Here is a 16,638-nt window from a genome sequence, read left to right on the forward strand (position 1 = left end):
GACATCTATATCGTCGACCATGTCGGCGACATCGTCACGGAAGCCGCCGACGCGGGGAATGATACGGTTCGCACGACGCTGGCAAGCTATACGCTTGGCAGTGATGTCGAGAACCTCACCAATATCGGCACGGCAGCCTTTACCGGAACAGGCAATAGCCTCGACAACATAATCACGGGTGGCGCCGCCATCGATACGCTTTTCGGCGGTGTCGGCAACGATACGCTGAATGGTGGCGGCGGGGCCGATCGTTTGATCGGCGGGGCGGGTGACGACACCTACATCGTCGACAATGCCGGCGACGTCGTCACTGAGGTCGCCAATGAGGGGATCGACACGGTTCGGACAAACCTGAGTGCCCACACATTGGCGGCCAATGTCGAGAACCTCACCTACATCGGAACGGCAGCCTTTACCGGGGCGGGCAATCTGCTCGACAACATTATCATAGGCGGTGTTGCTGCCGACAAGCTCGTGGGGGCTGGCGGCAACGACACATTGATCGGCGGGGCTGGTGCCGACACGATGTCGGGCGGGACGGGTGACGACATCTATGTCGTCGATATTGCGACTGACATCGTGATTGAGAACGCGAACGAAGGGACGGACACGGTCCGGACGGCGCTTGTCAGCTATACGCTCGGCAACAATGTCGAGAACCTGACCTATACGGGATCCGCCAGCTTCACCGGCGCCGGCAATGCGCTCGCCAACACGATCACCGGCGGCGCCGGCAATGATGTGCTGAATGGCGGGACAGGTGCGGATAGCTTGATCGGCGGTGCGGGCAACGACACTTATATCGTCGACAATGCCGGTGATATCGTCACCGAGATCGCCAATGAGGGGGTCGACACGGTTCGCACGAGCCTGGCGAGCTATACGCTTGCCGCCAATGTCGAGAACCTCACCTATATCGGAACTGGGCCGTTTGCCGGAACAGGGAATGCGCTTAACAACGTGATCGTCGGCGGCAGTGGTTCTAATACGCTGATGGGTGGCGCCGGCAACGATACCCTCACTGGTGGAGCGGCAGCCGACGTCTTCGTTTTTTTGCTGAACTGGGGCCACGATACGATCACAAACTTCGTGGCAACCGGCTCCGCACACGACACGATCAGGATCGACCACAGCATTTTCGCCGACTGGGAATCGCTTTTTGCGGCATCCAGTCAGTATGGCAACGATACAATCGTTACAGCCGATATCGACAACACCATAGTGTTGAGGAACGTAGCCTTGACGAGCCTAGACTCGGGGGATTTCTTTTTTGCGTGAACCCAATCGGACCTCTTGGTAAACCCTGCGGGGGAGATCGAGCATGCTGCGGCGGAGAGGATGACGGCGGTTTGTGGAGGAGATGAGGCAAGGGGATTGAACACACCATTTTTCCGGCAATTGAGGCAATCACAATTTGGCTCAGCTCTTCGTCGCCGTGGGGATCAGGCCGTGATGGAACTCAAAGTGGCTGATCCACAGAAACAATCATTAACACAAGAGCGTCGCATTTGGTCCGCCCCGTTGCTGGTGGCCTTGAAGTTGTGACAATCGGCGATTGTGCGAATGAAGGTACTTGTGCGGTCATAAACGCCTGCTCTCCAAGAGTGGTTCGGGATGAAATCATGAATTTAAGTCAAACGGCTTTTGTTTTTCCGCGTCGTTCCGCTGGTTGTTCTTTGCCTTATTCTCGGGTGGATTTACAGCGGGGCACCGGGATTCCCGGCACCGAGTTTGAAGCGGATAGCCGTCGCTGATTGGCAACCGCGTGATTCGGCTGGAGAACTCGTGTATCATGACAAGCTTTGGCTCTTAGGCGGCTGGAAAACAAAGCCGACAGAGTTGCTTCGGGATGTCTGGAACTCGACGGATGGGATCAAGTGGGATCTGTCCAGTCGGAGCTACCTTTCCATTATACCGACCTGCCGATGACGATCGTTTTCAAGGACCGAATGTGGGTAATGGGTGGGACTACACTTTCGGACCCGGAGCATCCTGCCACCAATGCGGTGTGGAACTCAGATGACGGAATTCGCTGGAACAACGTGCAAGTAGCAGCTTCTTGGAGTCCTAGAACAGCCACGCCGATTGTGATGCTAAATGGTAAGCTGTGGATTCTCGGGGGGCTTGAGTGGGTTGATCGCAAGCAGACCCTTAAGAACGACGTGTGGAGCTCCCGCGATGGTATCAACCGGACCAAGGTGACAGAACACGCGGCATGGCAGCCGCGGGCATTATCACGGAAAACTATGGGTTCTTGGCGGCGGGTCATATCACCCAGACTACATTGCCTTGAATGACGTCTGGAACGTGGGGGAATCGCTCGATCACTAGTTGCGTTGTTGTAGCACTTCTAGCAGTTGTGTGCGTGACCCAGTTTAGAAGCTACTGGGGAGCGATCGTCGCTTTAATGTTGTTCCACGCGCTTGCGTCTCGGACACTTCTTATCTCTAGATGGATGGTGCTGCTGCTAGCTGTGTCGGCTGGCTCGGCCCTGGCGTTTCCGACCTATAGATATTTGCAGGTCGGGCAATTTTTTCTTCCGGCCGGCGGCATCAATCTTCTGATATCGGCGTCTCAGGCTAACCCCCATCCGTCGTCGGCGGATGGCGAGGCGGTCGACAGCGTCATCACAATGTCGGACGCTGTGTTGACCGCCGAAAAATGGAGAGCGGAAGGACTCTCCAATAGCGAAATTAACAAGAAGGCGGAGGGGCTCGCCAGCGCACTACGGTCGGATGGCATGAAGTTCAATTGAACCGGCTTCTGTATGGTATGGCATCAATCGGGCGATCTTGCCGTCTGCCGTAGTTCCGCAAACCCACGAAGTCCTCCCGGGATACTCTCCCAGGGATTTTCTCAATCACCTATACGACTATTATCGCTGGCAAAGCTGGACATCCGGGCAGGACTATCGGTCGACGTTCGAGCGTTTCTTTGGGCCACAGGCAGCTTCAGATGCGGCGATTTTCCCCTTTGCAGTTTCATCGAATGCGAAGATCTATGCCGCGTTCAATCCGTATATTTCGACCTTCCCAGAGAGACTGCGTGACCCAATAGATATTGGTGTTGCCCCGCCCGACGTCTGGCTGATATTGGCGTTGCTCGCTGCTGCACTTTTGGCCGTACAAGCGAGGGAAGTAACAATATTACTTCTTTGCGCATTAGCACCAGCCTTCGCTGTCGCGTATGCGTTTCAGGTTGGGAATCCGCGCTATGCGGTACCATTGTTTCCGTTGTACTTTTTCGTTACGTCGATTGGGGCAACTCACGTTATTGCATGGTCGCGACTTTTGAGAGTTCATCAAAAGAGCGGCTCAAATATCTCATCTTAGGTCAGATAGCGCTTTGAATTCCGCGCGCGTCAGCGTTGCGGCCATCACCTGTGTCGAGGCTACCGTGATCACTGAGGCCAAATGCCAATTCCAGACGGGAAATGGCAAGCTGCCACCACTCAGGAGGTGTGCGTAAGATTCGCGAAAAAACTACCAGTATGATCAGTATGCTCCCATTGATGAAGATTGACTTTTGTGGCGAGAACACCCAATGAGGCGTAACTAATCCTTTCCGCGCGAGTCCGACATGGCAACTGTGCGGTCGTAGATAAAGAAGCCGGGAAGCTTCCGGTCATGCCACGGGTGCGCGAGCAAATATGGGCAGTTTTCCAAAAATATTCGTAGCCGGTCATACTGGTATGGTCGGCTCGGCGATCGTACGGCGCTTGGTCGCCGAAGGGCATCCGCCCGATTCCGTCATCACCGCAAGGCATCAAGACCTTGATTTGATAGAGCAGTTGGACGTTCGTCGGTTTTTCGAAAAGGAGCGCCTTGATCAGGTCTACCTTGCAGCGGCGAAGGTGGGCGGCATATACGCAAACAATACCTATCCGGTTGACTTTATCTACGACAACCTGATGATTGAATTGAACGTCATGGAGGCTGCGTTCCGGACCGGCGTTCGGAATCTGCTGCTGCTCGGATCAAGTTGTATTTACCCGAAGCTTTCCGACCAGCCGATCAAGGAAGATGCGCTTCTTACAGGTCCGCTCGAGCCGACCAATGAACCTTATGCAATTGCCAAGATTGCCGGTATCAAACTTTGCGAGAGCTACAATCGCCAGTACGGCGATACTCACCGTGTAGACTACCGCGCTGTGATGCCCAGCAATTTATATGGTGTGGGAGATTCATATCATCCCCAGAATTCGCATGTCATTCCGGCGCTCCTGCGGCGCTTTCACGAAGCCAAAACCAGCGGCGCGTCCAGCGTGGTGATCTGGGGCAGCGGGATGCCGCTGCGGGAATTTCTTTACGTCGACGACATGGCCGCCGCCAGCGTGCATATCATGAATTTGCCGGCGGAACGCTACAACGCCTTGAAGCCAAAAGGCCAGACCCATATCAACGTAGGATATGGAAGCGACGTGACCATCCGCGAGCTTGCGACGACTATCGGCGATCTTGTCGGCTTCCGAGGGAAGATAGAATTCGATACCTCCAAACCGGACGGAACACCTCGAAAGCTCATGGACAGCGGGGTGGCGAGAGAACTCGGATGGTCGCCGGCAACCGATCTGAAGGAAGGTCTCAAATTTGCCTATGAAGATTTCCTGTCTCGGGAGAACGTCGCATAATGTCTAAAGTCGCTCTCATAACCGGCGTCACCGGTCAGGACGGTTCCTATCTGGCGGAATTTCTCCTCGAGAAAGGATATACCGTTCACGGAATCAAGCGACGCATGAGTTCGTTCAACACGCAACGCGTCGATCATATTTACCAGGATCCACACAGCAAGAATATGTTGTTCAAGCTGCATTACGGCGATCTGACGGATACAAGCAATCTCATCCGCATCATGCAAGAAACGCAGCCGGACGAGGTCTATAATCTCGGCGCCCAGAGCCATGTCGCCGTAAGCTTCGAGAGCCCGGAATATACAGGCGATACCGACGCACTCGGAACGCTCCGCCTGCTCGAAGCCATACGCATACTGGGATTTGAAAAGAAAACGCGATTCTATCAGGCGAGCACGAGCGAACTCTACGGCCTTGTGCAAGAAACCCCTCAGAAGGAAACGACACCATTCTATCCGCGCAGTCCCTACGCGGTTGCGAAGCTCTATGCTTACTGGATCACCGTCAACTATCGCGAATCCTATGGTTTATACGCGTGCAATGGAATCCTATTCAATCATGAGAGTCCTCGTCGCGGCGAAACGTTCGTGACGAGAAAAATCACGCGAGGTCTTTCCAATATCGCGCAAGGTCTGGAAGAGTGCCTGTACATGGGCAATCTCGATGCGTTGCGTGATTGGGGCCACGCCAAAGACTACGTTCGCATGCAATGGATGATGCTCCAGCAGGATCAACCGCAGGATTTCGTGATCGCGAGCGGCAAGCAATACACCGTACGTCAGTTCATCCAATGGGCTGCAGAGGATCTCGGAATTACCCTTCGCTTCGAGGGAGTGGGCTTGAATGAACGAGGGATCGTTGAGACCGTCACAGGCGACAAGGCCCATCGCGTGAAACCCGGCTCCGTAGTCGTACAGATCGATCCTCGCTATTTTCGTCCGGCCGAAGTCGAAACACTTCTCGGAGATCCTACGAAGGCCCGCGAACTACTCGGCTGGGTTCCGGAAATTTCCGCGAGAGAAATGTGCCGGGAAATGGTCATGCATGATTTGGGGCATGCACAGAGACATGCCTTGCTTAAACAGCATGGCTTCGATGTTAACGTAAGTGCCGAGTGATTGCGGGCGAATACGATCGCATGGGGAAAGAACTCTTGATAAAATTCGCTATTGTTGGCTGCGGGCGCATTGCCAAAAGACATTCCGAACTGTTGGGCCTGTCACAGATAAAAGGTGCGACGCTCGCTGCGGTTTGCGATGTTGCAGAGGAAAGAGCGAGGGAGTTCGGTGAACGATTCGGCGTTCCCTACTATCGGTCGATCGATGAGATGCTTCAGAACACTGAGGTGGATGTCGTATCGATATTGACGCCAAGCGGCATGCATGCGGAACACGTCATTACGGCAGCAAAATATAAACGACATATCGTTGTCGAAAAGCCAATGGCTCTGACTCTGACCGATGCTGAAGCGATGATCAGGGCTTGCGACGAGAATAATATTCGATTGTTCGTCGTCAAACAAAACCGTTTCAATGTCCCGGTCGTGAAGGCGCGCGAAGCTCTTGATGCTGGCCGCTTCGGTAAGCTCGTGCTCGGCACGGTTAGGGTACGATGGTGCCGCGATCAGAGTTACTATGATCAGGATAGCTGGCGCGGTACCTGGCAATACGACGGCGGTGTCCTTGCCAATCAGGCAAGTCATCATATCGACATGTTAACTTGGTTCATGGGTGATGTCGAAAGTGTTCACGCGCGCGCGGCGACAGCGTTGGTGGATATCGAGGCGGAAGACACCGCAGTAGCCACACTGAAGTTCCGCAATGGTGCTCTCGGCATTATAGAAGCTACCGCAGCAACCCGACCCAAAGACATTGAAGGATCGATTTCGATACTTGGAGCTGGGGGCTCTGTTGAGATTGCGGGCTTTGCGGTGAACAAAATCCGCACCTGGCAGTTCAGCGATCATGACTTAGGCGATGAGCAAGTTATGGAGAAATACTCTGTTAATCCTCCGAACGTTTATGGTTTTGGTCATCAGGCTTATTACGAGCATGTCGTCGATTGCCTAGTGAATGATACAAAAGCCCTCGTGGATGGTCATGAGGGCCGCCAGAGTCTTGAACTGATCTCGGCGCTTTACGAATCAATCGCGTCGAATAAAGAAGTGAAACTTCCTTTGGAATTGAAACACTCGAAACTGGGACGGTCTTCCCAGTGACCGACGGCTCCCCCACGCTTTGGAAGACGCAGGTCAGAGACGTCGTTTGCGGCGCTCGGGTGAAAATAGTTGAGCCGGCCAATGTCTATGAATGCGAACTTGCGGATGATTGTTTCGTCGGTCCGTTCGTCGAAATCCAGAAGGGCGTGAAGATCGGGCCGCGCACAAAGATACAGTCACACAGTTTCATATGCGAACTTGTAGAGATTGGTGAGGATTGTTTCATCGGACATGGGGTTGTTTTTGTGAACGACGTTTTTTCGGGAGGTGGGCCTGCGCGGGGAAATCGCGAGCTCTGGAAGGAAACCCGAATCGGCAATCGGGTTTCGATCGGCTCGAACGCTACGGTCCTTCCGGTTCAGATATGCGACGACGTTGTCATCGGCGCGGGCGCCGTTGTAACCCGGGATATCACCATTTCTGGCACCTATGCCGGCAACCCCGCCCGGCCTTTACCTCGCTCGGCTAGCAACGAAACTTAGTTTGTGCGGAAATGTCGTCGTTGGTAGACAACCCGGCACCTTTGGCTTTGTGAGCTTCTCGCCGCAAGGTGGCCCATAGAAGGTCGTTGACCTTGCCCCTTGGGAAAAAGTTGTTTCAGTGTTGAGCCAATGCATGGCCGAATGTTATTTGACTTGTTGCAGTGACGGCGCTGCCAGACGCGGAAATCATGAAAATTTACCGAGAGCAGGTTTAATGAAAGTTCCTTTCGCTGATCTTCATCTCCAATATCTCTCGCTAAAGGAGGAGATCGATGCTGCAATTGCTTCAGTCATCCGGTCTTCCTCGTTTATCAGGGGGCCATTCGTTCAGAAGTTCGAGGACGAATTTGCCGTCGCCGTCGGCGCCCCTTATTGCATCTCATGTGCTAATGGAACGGACTCACTCTTCATCGCCATGCGCGCGCTAGGCGTCAGACCTGGGGATGAAGTTATTACGACTGCCCATTCATGGATTTCAACTACCGAGACCATTTCACAGGCCGGCGGCAATGTTGTCTTCTGCGACACCGACGCTTCGACATACACCATCGATCCTGTTCAAATCGAAGCGAAGATCACGCCTCGAACGGTTGGCATCATCCCGGTTCATCTCTATGGCCAACCGGCAGATATGACTGCGATCATGGCGATCGCCCGGAAGCACGGTCTCTGGGTCATAGAGGATTGTGCTCAATCCCATCTGGCTGAGATTGATGGGCAGGTCGTCGGGAGCTTCGGGGATGTCGCTTCCTATTCTTTCTACCCGGGTAAGAACCTTGGCGCGATGGGCGACGCAGGCGCCATTACCTGCAAGGACAAATCACTTGCCGATCGGATGGCAATGTTTGCGCGGCATGGCGGGCTTTCAAAGGGCGACCACCAGATCGAAGGCATAAATAGCCGCCTCGACGGACTGCAGGCCGCGATCCTGTCGGTGAAGCTGCCGCGTCTGCCTGAGTGGACTGCAAAGCGGCAGGAATGGGCGAGACGATATGCGCGCGCCCTCGAGGATATTGGTCGGCTGGACCTGCCTGAAACGGCAGCCGGACGAAATCACGTCTATCACCTGTTTGTGATCAAGCACCAGCGGCGCGATGCCCTGGCCGCCCACCTCAATCATGCCGGCATCCAAACCGTGGTCAACTATCCAATATCGCTGCCGTTCCTGCCGGCTTACGAACGCCTTGGCCATCGGCCGGAAGATTTTCCCAACGCGTTTGGAAATCAATCCAAGATTCTCTCAATTCCGATTTTCCCTGAAATGACAGAAGCTCAACTCCTGTACGTCGCAGATACGATCAGGGGATTCGCCGAGTGAGTGATGAACGCCCGGAGAGCCATGGAAGGCGCAGCAATCTTCTTGGAAACTCAGGCTGGAATTTTGCGGGTTTCCTTTTTATGCTGGTTGCTAACCTTGCCACGGTGCCGTTCGTCGTACGCTGGATTGGACTGCAGACGCTGGGAAGCGCCGGCATAGTGATCGCTATCGCAGCTCCCGTGACGCTGATCGGCACCGTGCTCGGGCAGGCCGTTGTCAGGGAAATTTCCGCGCGGATTGGACGTGGCGAGGAGCATGCCGCCGCCCGTATTGCTATCGTCGGAATAAAAATCTGCCTGATCGCTTCGGCGGTGGCGTGGCTAGGGATCGTGCTTGCCGGTCCATGGATCATGACCGGCATCGCCGGTGCGTCTCTTCCGTCACAGAATCTCGCCGTCTCCTTCCTCATTGTCGCAACCGGCACAATGGCGCAGCAGTTCTCGTTTGTCCTGCAAGGTATTTGCGTGGGAAAGCAAAGTTTTCGATTGGTGGCCCAAGCATCAGCCTGGAGTTCATTCGCAACCATCATCATGACCTTGGGATGCACTTGGTCCTTTCCAGTGCTGAACGGCTATTTGCTCGGATTTTCTGGAAGTCTCGTATTGTCGACTGTAGGATGGATATGGATTACATCCTCGGAATTCCGTGAGAGCGGCAGATTGATTTCATCGTCTCCCGACGAACTGAAATCATTGCTTCATTTTGGAAAATGGCAAAGCCTCTCTCAGCTTGCGGGAATCTTTGGCAACCAGATTGACCGCTACGTTCTGGCTTCGCTCGCGCCGTCTGCCGTTGTCGGCCAATATAACGTGTGCAATCGCGTCCAGGAGGCCGCTTACATCGCGGTCATACGTATCTGTGAAGTCCTGTTTCCTCGATTTGGCAACATGTCGAACAGCCGCGAAGAGGAGCGGCATGATTTCTTTATGCTCGCCTCATGGGGCAATTCGGCTTTCGGAGCCATCGTACTCTCACCAATCGCGGTTCTCTCCAGGCCGCTGTTGACGGTTTGGGTCGGCGAAGAAACCGCTGCAGGCGGCACGCATCTGCTCCAGATACTCATTCTCGGCGGCATCGTCGGGTGCGGTTCGAATGTATTCCAGTATTACGCCATGGGAATGGGCAGAAACGCACCGGCTGCATATACTTCACTTGCGTATTCGGTGATGACGGTTGTTTTTTCTTTCATTTCCATTTGGTGTTTCGGTCCATACGCTGCTGGAACAGGCTTGCTTGCTGCCAGCCTTGTAAGAGTACCTCTCGCGCTTTTGGTGACTCGCAATTGCTTCTTTCGCACTTTCAGCGCGGAGCAAATGTTTGCCTGTACAGTTGCTCCTATCTTGGTTGGCATCTGCATAGTTGTCGGATCTTTAGGCCTGAATTTCACCTGGATCAATGGCTGGCTGTCCCTCGCTTTCGCGTATGTCTGTTCTGTCTGCGTTGTCTCCGCCGCGATCGCAGCCGTGGCGATGACGACGAAAACCGGGAGCATTATCTTGTCCCGTATCTATGGGTCCGTTAGAACGGCTTTGTCCGAGAGACGCCTGATTGGATGGAATAACCATCTTGTGAAACGCAAGAGAGGGTTTTGAGTGATCACTGTGGTAGACTATGGCGTCGGGAATATCGGCGCAATCACCAATATGGCGGAGTATCTGGGGATCGATGCTCGGCCAAGCGGCGATCCCAAGGAGATCGAAAGTGCCGCGAAGCTCATTCTTCCAGGAGTCGGTGCGTTTGACAAAGCAATGGCCACGTTGAGAAACAGACAATTAGTCGATCCGCTGAATCACGCGGTGCGCGAACGGAGGGTTCCTGTTCTCGGCATATGTCTCGGTATGCAGCTGTTGGCGCGATCCAGCGAGGAAGGCTCGGAAACTGGACTTGGCTGGATAAATGCGGATGTAAAGCGCATCGGGCTAGCGGCAACATCATCCCTTAAGGTTCCTCATATCGGCTGGCTTGAGATAAGGCCGCGCCGAGAAAGCGCTCTGTTCGACAGGTCCAACCGGCGGGAGCGCTTTTATTTCGACCACAGCTATTTTGTCGATTGCGATGATCCGAATGACGTTACCGCCGTCATCGACTATGGCGAGGAGCTATGTTGCGCAGTGAGTTCGAACAATGTCAGCGGCGTGCAATTTCATCCTGAAAAAAGCCACCGCTTCGGAATGCGGATTCTTGAAGCATTCGGAAAGCTTTGATGAGAAAAAGGCTTATACCCGTCCTGCTGGTCGATCAGAAGCGTCGGCTGGTGAAAACGATAGAGTTTGGTGAACGCACCTACGTCGGCGATCCCTTCAATGTTGTTCGCCTGTTCAACGAAAAGGAAGTCGACGAGATCTGCATTCTCGATATCGACGCCACGCGTACGGGGCGAGGTCCTGATCTCGGCTTCGTTCGCGAACTCGCAACCGAATGTTTCATGCCTTTGGCATATGGCGGCGGCATCACCGAGCTTAAGCAGTGCGAGGAACTTAACCGCTCCGGCGTCGAGAAGTTTGTACTCGGTCAAGGCGCGCGCAATTCGCAACTGGTGGGAGCGATTGCTGCCGATATGGGCAGCCAGGCTCTGGTTGCCTGTGTCGACGTTGACGGTCGCGGCGCGGCGGCGAGCTGCTACACTTCAAGCGGTGCGAGGCAAGAGCCGATAGAATTCTGCCTGAGGCTGCAGGATGTCGGCGTTGGCGAAATAATTCTCCAGTCGAAAACTCTCGACGGCACGCGCAACGGGTATGATCTTGAGTTGATCCAGTCGATTACCCGAAAGCTGAGCATTCCGGTCGTTGCCTTGGGTGGCGCCGGAAACGTCGCCCACCTGATGGAAGGCCTTGATGCCGGCGCTTCCGCCGCGGCCTCGGGGAGCGCCTTCACCTTTATCGGTCGGCTGAGGGCAGTCCTTATAAGCTACCCTGCACCAGAAATTTTGGAGGAGGCGGAGCAAGGTGCTCATGGATAACGCGTCGCGAGTTTGCTCATTTTGCGTCATGGACAATTCCAACCCGTCGATCGTGTTTGACGCAAACGGCCAATGTAACTGCTGTCGGGATGCGCTGAATCGCAAGCCGCACGAGTGGTGGACCGGCCCCGAAGGCGACATACGAATGCGGCGATTGATCGCCACATTGAAGGAAGAAGGCGCAGGTAAGCCATACGACGCAATGGTCGGGCTTAGCGGTGGAATTGACAGCGCGTTTCTTGCGCATCTCGCCGCCCGAAAGCATGGTCTTCGTCTTCTGGCGGTCCATGTCGACGGCGGTTGGAATTCCGAGCCCGCCGTCCACAATATTGAAATTCTTGTCCGGAAACTCGATCTCGACCTTCACACGTATGTAATCGAGTGGCAGGAGATGCGCGATCTGCAGATTGCGTTTATGAAGGCTTCTGTCCTCAATCAGGACATCCCGCAAGATCATGCATTCTTTTCCACCCTCTATAGGACAGCAGCTAAATTCGGCATTCGTCACTTCCTCAGCGGCGTAAACTTCGCGTCAGAATCGGTGATACCCCGCGGCTTTGGCTATCCGTCGATTGACGGAACGCATGCGAGCGCGATTCAAAAACGCTTCGGCTCCTTGAAGCTCACGACCTATCCCTTCATGAGCCCTCTTGAGTATATTTGGCTTACCCGCGTCCGCCGGCAACTCACCATTCACCGTCCACTCAACTACATCGACTACAATAAAGAAGAGGCGCGCACTGAGCTTCAGCGCGAATATGGGTGGCGTGACTACGGCGGCAAACACAGTGAATCTAGATTCACAAAATTCTACCAGGATATCTATCTTCCGAGAAAATTTAACTTTGACAAAAGACGGCTTCATCTTTCAAGTTTGATTGTTGCCGGACAAATGACACGGGAGGAGGCGCTGCGCGAAATTTCAACGCCCATCATCTCCGTTCAGGATGCCCGCAGGGAAACAAAGTTCGTGGCCAAAAAACTGGGATTGAAGCCGGAAGAGCTCCAATGGTATATCGAGGCACCGCCAGTACCGCACAGTAATTTTCCGAACGGCATGTGGCTTCATAAAGCGCTTTTGCGCCTGCGTAAGGTGACTCGAATTTTGCTGCCGTCACGTAGCGCAACCGTAGAGGCAGCTGATGTCGACTAGCCTCGTCTTCGCAATGGCTGTCACACTGTCGGTGGGCTTCTACATTTGGAAGGTGGGTATCAATCTGACGCTTTCGTCAGTATTTTTAGGCCTCATGCTCACGCTTCATGGCCCTATGTATCTATATTACACTCGAGTATGGGGTCCTCAGACCAAGTTCTTCGAGACAATCATGTCTGCTGCCCCCTATAATGATGCCATAGGCGCGCTGGATCTCTCACTTGCCATTTCAATTGTCTGCATTACTCTCGGTATAGGGTTGGCAGATTTCGCGTTTGGCATTAGTCATCAGCAGATCCAGGCTGCCCTGCATTCCTGGCGTACTCGGCCTGTCCGGATATCTGAAGGCGTCGCTCAACGCGTCGAGCTTATTTCAATAATCGGACTCCTTATCATTTTGGCGGTTGTTGTGTTAGAAAACAACATACCCAAAACTATCGTCTACTTTATTTCGGATGCAAGTGAGGTCGCGAAAATTGCGATGCGACGAGAGTCGGGTGGAAGCCGCTTTTATCTTTTCAATCTCCTGGTCTCCAATGTGCTTCCGTTCTGTGCCTTTTGCTGCTTTATAGCGATAAGACAGCGGTCAATGAAACTGAGAGCGATCGCTTGGGCTTTTATAATCGCCGTTATGTTGGCCAAGGCCTCAACTCTAAGCAAGGCACCACTGGCGATATTTATACTGCAGTTGCTAGTCGTTGAACATCTTAGAAAATCTTTAGATTTGCCGTTGGGGATGGCGATCAGATTTATTCTGTTTGGCGTACTTCTGTTCGGAGCGATGGTACTTATTGCCATTCGTGAATTACACGGTGTCGGTGACGCACTCGACTTTCTCTTTTACCGGATATTCATGATCCCGAATGAGAGCTTGCTTGAGTATTATACTGCAATTCCAAGTGTTCTCCCCTATGGTTGGGGTAGTAAGTTCAGTTGGCTGGTCGGCTCTCTGACCGGTCAACCCAGCCAACCAACCTATCTACTGGTCGGCGCCGTCCATCGCGGCATGGAAGGTTCCACCTCGACAGCGATGTTTATCGCCGATGCCTGGGCCGACTTCTCTTGGATGGGTGTCCTTCTATTTTCGCTATTCGCCGGATTTTTTATCCGCTTGCTAGATATCCAGCTGATAGTGAAACGAGGGAAGACCGTCGCAACGATTGCGGGGCTGGCTCTCGGCCACTATGGAATATTCGTCATGCTTTCGACCGCACTTCAAACGGCGATGATGACCGGCGGTTTGGTTTTGGTTGTTCCATTAGTGCTAGCGCTGTCCAGCGCGATGAAGTGGGTGCCAGAAAAGAACGACGGTGGACAAGAGCATCTTGTCCACCTCGGATCGGTATAGAACCCAATATGCGCGTTTTTCAAAATTCCGGGGTATATGCTGCTTATATGCGGCGGCTTGATATGCTCGCAGTTGATGCGAGAAGTTTTTCAGACAGATTGGCCCTTTTTCTGGATGATCGCTATGGCGCTTGCCATATACTGCAACCGGTAATGGAGACCTCTCCAGACATCTTCTTTACGAACGGCGATGACGAGATACTTCAACGATACTGGGCGGTAGAAAATGGTTTGCCCGCCACCTCCGACATGGAGCAGATCTTGCTGAGCCAGATCGAACATCACCGCACCGAGATATTTTATAATTCGGATCCGATGCGATACGGGAACGACTTCGTCCGCAAACTTCCTGGCTGCGTTCGGAAGTCAATCATGTGGCGAGCGGCGCCTTCCGGCAATACCGACTTCGGCGCCTACGATTTGATCGTCTGCAACTTTCCTGTCATATTGGAAGGTTATCGGAAGCTGGGCTGGCGCGCGGAATATTTTGCACCAGCCCATGATCCGGCAATGGATAGCTATGCCGAAAATCGAGACCGGCCAATCGATGTGCTTTTTGTCGGCGGCTATAGCCGTCACCATCGTCGGCGTGCAGAGATACTGCAAGCCGTTTCGGCTATTCGAAGGGATTTTAAAGTTTACTACCACCTTGATCGATCGCGATTGACTAGGCTTGCTGAGAGCCCGATTGGTTGGCTTCTGCCGCTTGGGAAGCACAGACGTCCGAAGAATATTCGTGCAGTGTCCCGTACCCCACTCTTCGGACGTGAGCTTTATGAAGCGATTTCGCAGGCGAAAATTGTTCTAAATGGCGCCGTGGATATGGCGGGAACGGACAGGGGAAATATGCGATGCTGGGAGGCGCTAGGATGCGGTGCGCTAATGGTCTCGGACTCCGGTGTTTATCCTGAGGGGATGGTCAATAATATCAGCATGGTAACATATGAAGATGCAGAATCCGCGGCGCGGACAATTGTAAATCTGCTTCGGGAACCGGAGCGCCTCCAGGCGTTAGCCAACGAAGGAACCCGTACTGTACGAACCGTGTACAACAAGCGTGCCCAATGGCTTAACTTCCAACGGCTGGCTGCAAGCGCATGAAGCTTAGCCTGACCACGATCGCAAACATGGCGGCGGGATGGTTGGCTCGCAAGCGGAGCAAATTTGTCGTTGGGAGTGGTAGCAATGTCCGTTGGCTGGTATTGCGATCCGTTCGCGGAGGCAATGTGAAGATCGGCGAGAACTGTATCATCAATTGCAATATCAGCTTCGATGATCCCCGCGGCCGCATCAGCATTGGCGATCGCTGCTATATTGGTGCCAGTCACCTGGTATGCCATTCCGGAATTACGATTGGAAACGATGTCATCATCTCATGGGGAGTGACAATCGTGGATCATGATTCTCATTCTCTCGACTGGGAATTGCGCAAGAACGATGTGACCGATTGGGGCTTAGGAAAGAAGGATTGGACCGGGGTTTCCATCAAGCCAGTGTTTATTCAAAACAAGGTGTGGATTGGTTTTGGCGTGAGTATCCTGAAGGGGGTGACAGTCGGCGACGGGGCAGTTATTGGAGCCCATGCTGTTGTCACGCGCGATGTCCCCCCTTACACCGTCGTCGCCGGTAACCCCGCTCGCATAATTCGGAATCTCAAGCCGACGCAAAAAGAGACAGAAGGTCAACCATGACGGCAACAAAATTGGACACGTGGGAAGCAGCCGTCCAGTGGCTTCGGCAACAGCCTGACCAGCAAAAGCTGGTGCTCGATGCCTACTACGACGATCCGATTCTGCAGGCGGCCGAGCGGTATTGGCGGAGCGGCGAGTGGGGTGCCATCCGCGAATTTCTCCCGCAGGCGCCAGGAACTGCAGTCGATATCGGCGCCGGTCGTGGTATTGCCAGCTATGCTCTGGCCAAGGAAGGTTTTGAAGTAACGGCACTGGAGCCCGACGCGAGCGACCTCGTGGGTGCTGGTGCAATTCGTGCCCTCTTCAATGAAGTTCATCTTCCCATTTCGATCGCCGAGGAGTTTTCCGAAAAGCTCCCATTCTCCGACAATGCCTTCGATGTGGTCTTTGCCAGAGCCGTTCTGCATCACACCTCCGATCTGTTGGCCGCGTGTCGTGAATTCTTTCGAGTGCTCAAGCCCGGCGGGCGCTTCATCGCAGTTCGCGAACATGTGATATCGAGCGAACGCGATTTGCCGATCTTTCTGGATCGCCATCCCCTGCACAAACTCTATGGAGGGGAAAACGCCTTTCTTCTGAAGGAGTATCAGAACTCTATAGTTTCGGCCGGTTTCAAGATGGACAAGCTCCTTATGCCGCTGGAGAGCGAGATCAACTTCGCCCCCTACACTCCGGCGGAGTTGAAGGCGCAGATTGCCATGCGATTGCCGCTCTTCGCAAGAGCCGCTCCAGCGCTTTTGAGTTCTCGGTCAGTCTGGACGATCTTCTCGCATATCGCAGCAAAATTCGATCGGCGGCCGGGCCGGCTGTATTCGTTCGTCGCCACGCGGCCCCAATAAA

At 53.8% G+C, this 16,638-nt stretch carries 15 protein-coding genes; all 15 read left to right on the forward strand.

Annotated features, from left to right (window positions below; genetic code table 11):
* On the forward strand, window positions 1-1,278 hold a 1,278-nt coding region (locus A6U98_RS13340; protein WP_197496387.1), incomplete at its 5' end, for a calcium-binding protein.
* A gap of 1,087 nt (window positions 1,279-2,365) precedes the next feature.
* Complete coding sequence (locus A6U98_RS13345) at window positions 2,366-2,755, forward strand: hypothetical protein (RefSeq protein ID WP_150131655.1); 390 nt, start codon at window positions 2,366-2,368, stop codon at window positions 2,753-2,755.
* Between the two features lie 894 nt (window positions 2,756-3,649).
* Complete coding sequence (locus A6U98_RS13350; RefSeq protein WP_064650447.1) at window positions 3,650-4,630, forward strand: GDP-L-fucose synthase; 981 nt, start codon at window positions 3,650-3,652, stop codon at window positions 4,628-4,630.
* Window positions 4,630-5,748 carry a GDP-mannose 4,6-dehydratase gene (gmd, locus tag A6U98_RS13355; RefSeq protein ID WP_064650449.1) on the forward strand — a complete coding sequence of 373 codons (1,119 nt, stop codon included), beginning with the start codon at window positions 4,630-4,632 and terminating at the stop codon, window positions 5,746-5,748. The genes A6U98_RS13350 and gmd overlap by 1 nt, the downstream gene beginning before the upstream one ends.
* A gap of 20 nt (window positions 5,749-5,768) precedes the next feature.
* On the forward strand, window positions 5,769-6,848 hold the full coding sequence (locus A6U98_RS13360; RefSeq protein WP_197496388.1) for a Gfo/Idh/MocA family oxidoreductase: 1,080 nt from the start codon (window positions 5,769-5,771) through the stop codon (window positions 6,846-6,848).
* Window positions 6,845-7,330 carry an acyltransferase gene (locus A6U98_RS13365; RefSeq protein WP_064650451.1) on the forward strand — a complete coding sequence of 162 codons (486 nt, stop codon included), beginning with the start codon at window positions 6,845-6,847 and terminating at the stop codon, window positions 7,328-7,330. The genes A6U98_RS13360 and A6U98_RS13365 overlap by 4 nt, the downstream gene beginning before the upstream one ends.
* Window positions 7,331-7,544: 214 nt before the next feature.
* A complete protein-coding gene (locus A6U98_RS13370; protein ID WP_064650454.1) occupies window positions 7,545-8,648 on the forward strand; it encodes a DegT/DnrJ/EryC1/StrS family aminotransferase in 1,104 nt (367 codons plus the stop codon).
* Window positions 8,645-10,240, forward strand: coding sequence for an oligosaccharide flippase family protein (locus tag A6U98_RS13375; protein ID WP_064650456.1), 1,596 nt, complete (start codon window positions 8,645-8,647; stop codon window positions 10,238-10,240). Before A6U98_RS13370 ends, A6U98_RS13375 begins: the two co-directional genes overlap by 4 nt.
* Entirely contained in the window at window positions 10,241-10,852 is a 612-nt protein-coding gene (hisH, locus tag A6U98_RS13380; protein WP_064650458.1) for an imidazole glycerol phosphate synthase subunit HisH, read from the forward strand.
* Entirely contained in the window at window positions 10,852-11,607 is a 756-nt protein-coding gene (locus A6U98_RS13385) for a HisA/HisF-related TIM barrel protein (RefSeq protein WP_231283837.1), read from the forward strand. Before hisH ends, A6U98_RS13385 begins: the two co-directional genes overlap by 1 nt.
* Entirely contained in the window at window positions 11,600-12,760 is a 1,161-nt protein-coding gene (locus tag A6U98_RS13390) for an N-acetyl sugar amidotransferase (protein ID WP_011650566.1), read from the forward strand. Before A6U98_RS13385 ends, A6U98_RS13390 begins: the two co-directional genes overlap by 8 nt.
* A complete protein-coding gene (locus A6U98_RS13395) occupies window positions 12,750-14,108 on the forward strand; it encodes an O-antigen polymerase (RefSeq protein WP_064650462.1) in 1,359 nt (452 codons plus the stop codon). Before A6U98_RS13390 ends, A6U98_RS13395 begins: the two co-directional genes overlap by 11 nt.
* Before the next feature lie 8 nt (window positions 14,109-14,116).
* On the forward strand, window positions 14,117-15,208 hold the full coding sequence (locus A6U98_RS13400) for a glycosyltransferase (protein WP_064650464.1): 1,092 nt from the start codon (window positions 14,117-14,119) through the stop codon (window positions 15,206-15,208).
* On the forward strand, window positions 15,205-15,798 hold the full coding sequence (locus A6U98_RS13405) for an acyltransferase (protein ID WP_011650563.1): 594 nt from the start codon (window positions 15,205-15,207) through the stop codon (window positions 15,796-15,798). The genes A6U98_RS13400 and A6U98_RS13405 overlap by 4 nt, the downstream gene beginning before the upstream one ends.
* A complete protein-coding gene (locus tag A6U98_RS13410) occupies window positions 15,795-16,637 on the forward strand; it encodes a class I SAM-dependent methyltransferase (protein WP_064650466.1) in 843 nt (280 codons plus the stop codon). The genes A6U98_RS13405 and A6U98_RS13410 overlap by 4 nt, the downstream gene beginning before the upstream one ends.
* Window position 16,638: the final 1 nt, after the last annotated feature.

This window comes from Rhizobium sp. WYCCWR10014, assembly GCF_001657485.1.
GTDB lineage: Bacteria > Pseudomonadota > Alphaproteobacteria > Rhizobiales > Rhizobiaceae > Rhizobium.

Bases quoted from the DNA above. Each gene is read 5' to 3' on its own strand.
- A6U98_RS13350 (WP_064650447.1), top strand. From the start codon at position 3,650: ATGGGCAGTTTTCCAAAAATATTCGTAGCCGGTCATACTGGTATGGTC.
- gmd (WP_064650449.1), top strand. From the start codon at position 4,630: ATGTCTAAAGTCGCTCTCATAACCGGCGTCACCGGTCAGGACGGTTCC.
- A6U98_RS13360 (WP_197496388.1), top strand. From the start codon at position 5,769: ATGGGGAAAGAACTCTTGATAAAATTCGCTATTGTTGGCTGCGGGCGC.
- A6U98_RS13370 (WP_064650454.1), top strand. From the start codon at position 7,545: ATGAAAGTTCCTTTCGCTGATCTTCATCTCCAATATCTCTCGCTAAAG.
- A6U98_RS13385 (WP_231283837.1), top strand. From the start codon at position 10,852: ATGAGAAAAAGGCTTATACCCGTCCTGCTGGTCGATCAGAAGCGTCGG.
- A6U98_RS13390 (WP_011650566.1), top strand. From the start codon at position 11,600: ATGGATAACGCGTCGCGAGTTTGCTCATTTTGCGTCATGGACAATTCC.
- A6U98_RS13395 (WP_064650462.1), top strand. From the start codon at position 12,750: ATGTCGACTAGCCTCGTCTTCGCAATGGCTGTCACACTGTCGGTGGGC.
- A6U98_RS13400 (WP_064650464.1), top strand. From the start codon at position 14,117: ATGCGCGTTTTTCAAAATTCCGGGGTATATGCTGCTTATATGCGGCGG.
- A6U98_RS13405 (WP_011650563.1), top strand. From the start codon at position 15,205: ATGAAGCTTAGCCTGACCACGATCGCAAACATGGCGGCGGGATGGTTG.
- A6U98_RS13410 (WP_064650466.1), top strand. From the start codon at position 15,795: ATGACGGCAACAAAATTGGACACGTGGGAAGCAGCCGTCCAGTGGCTT.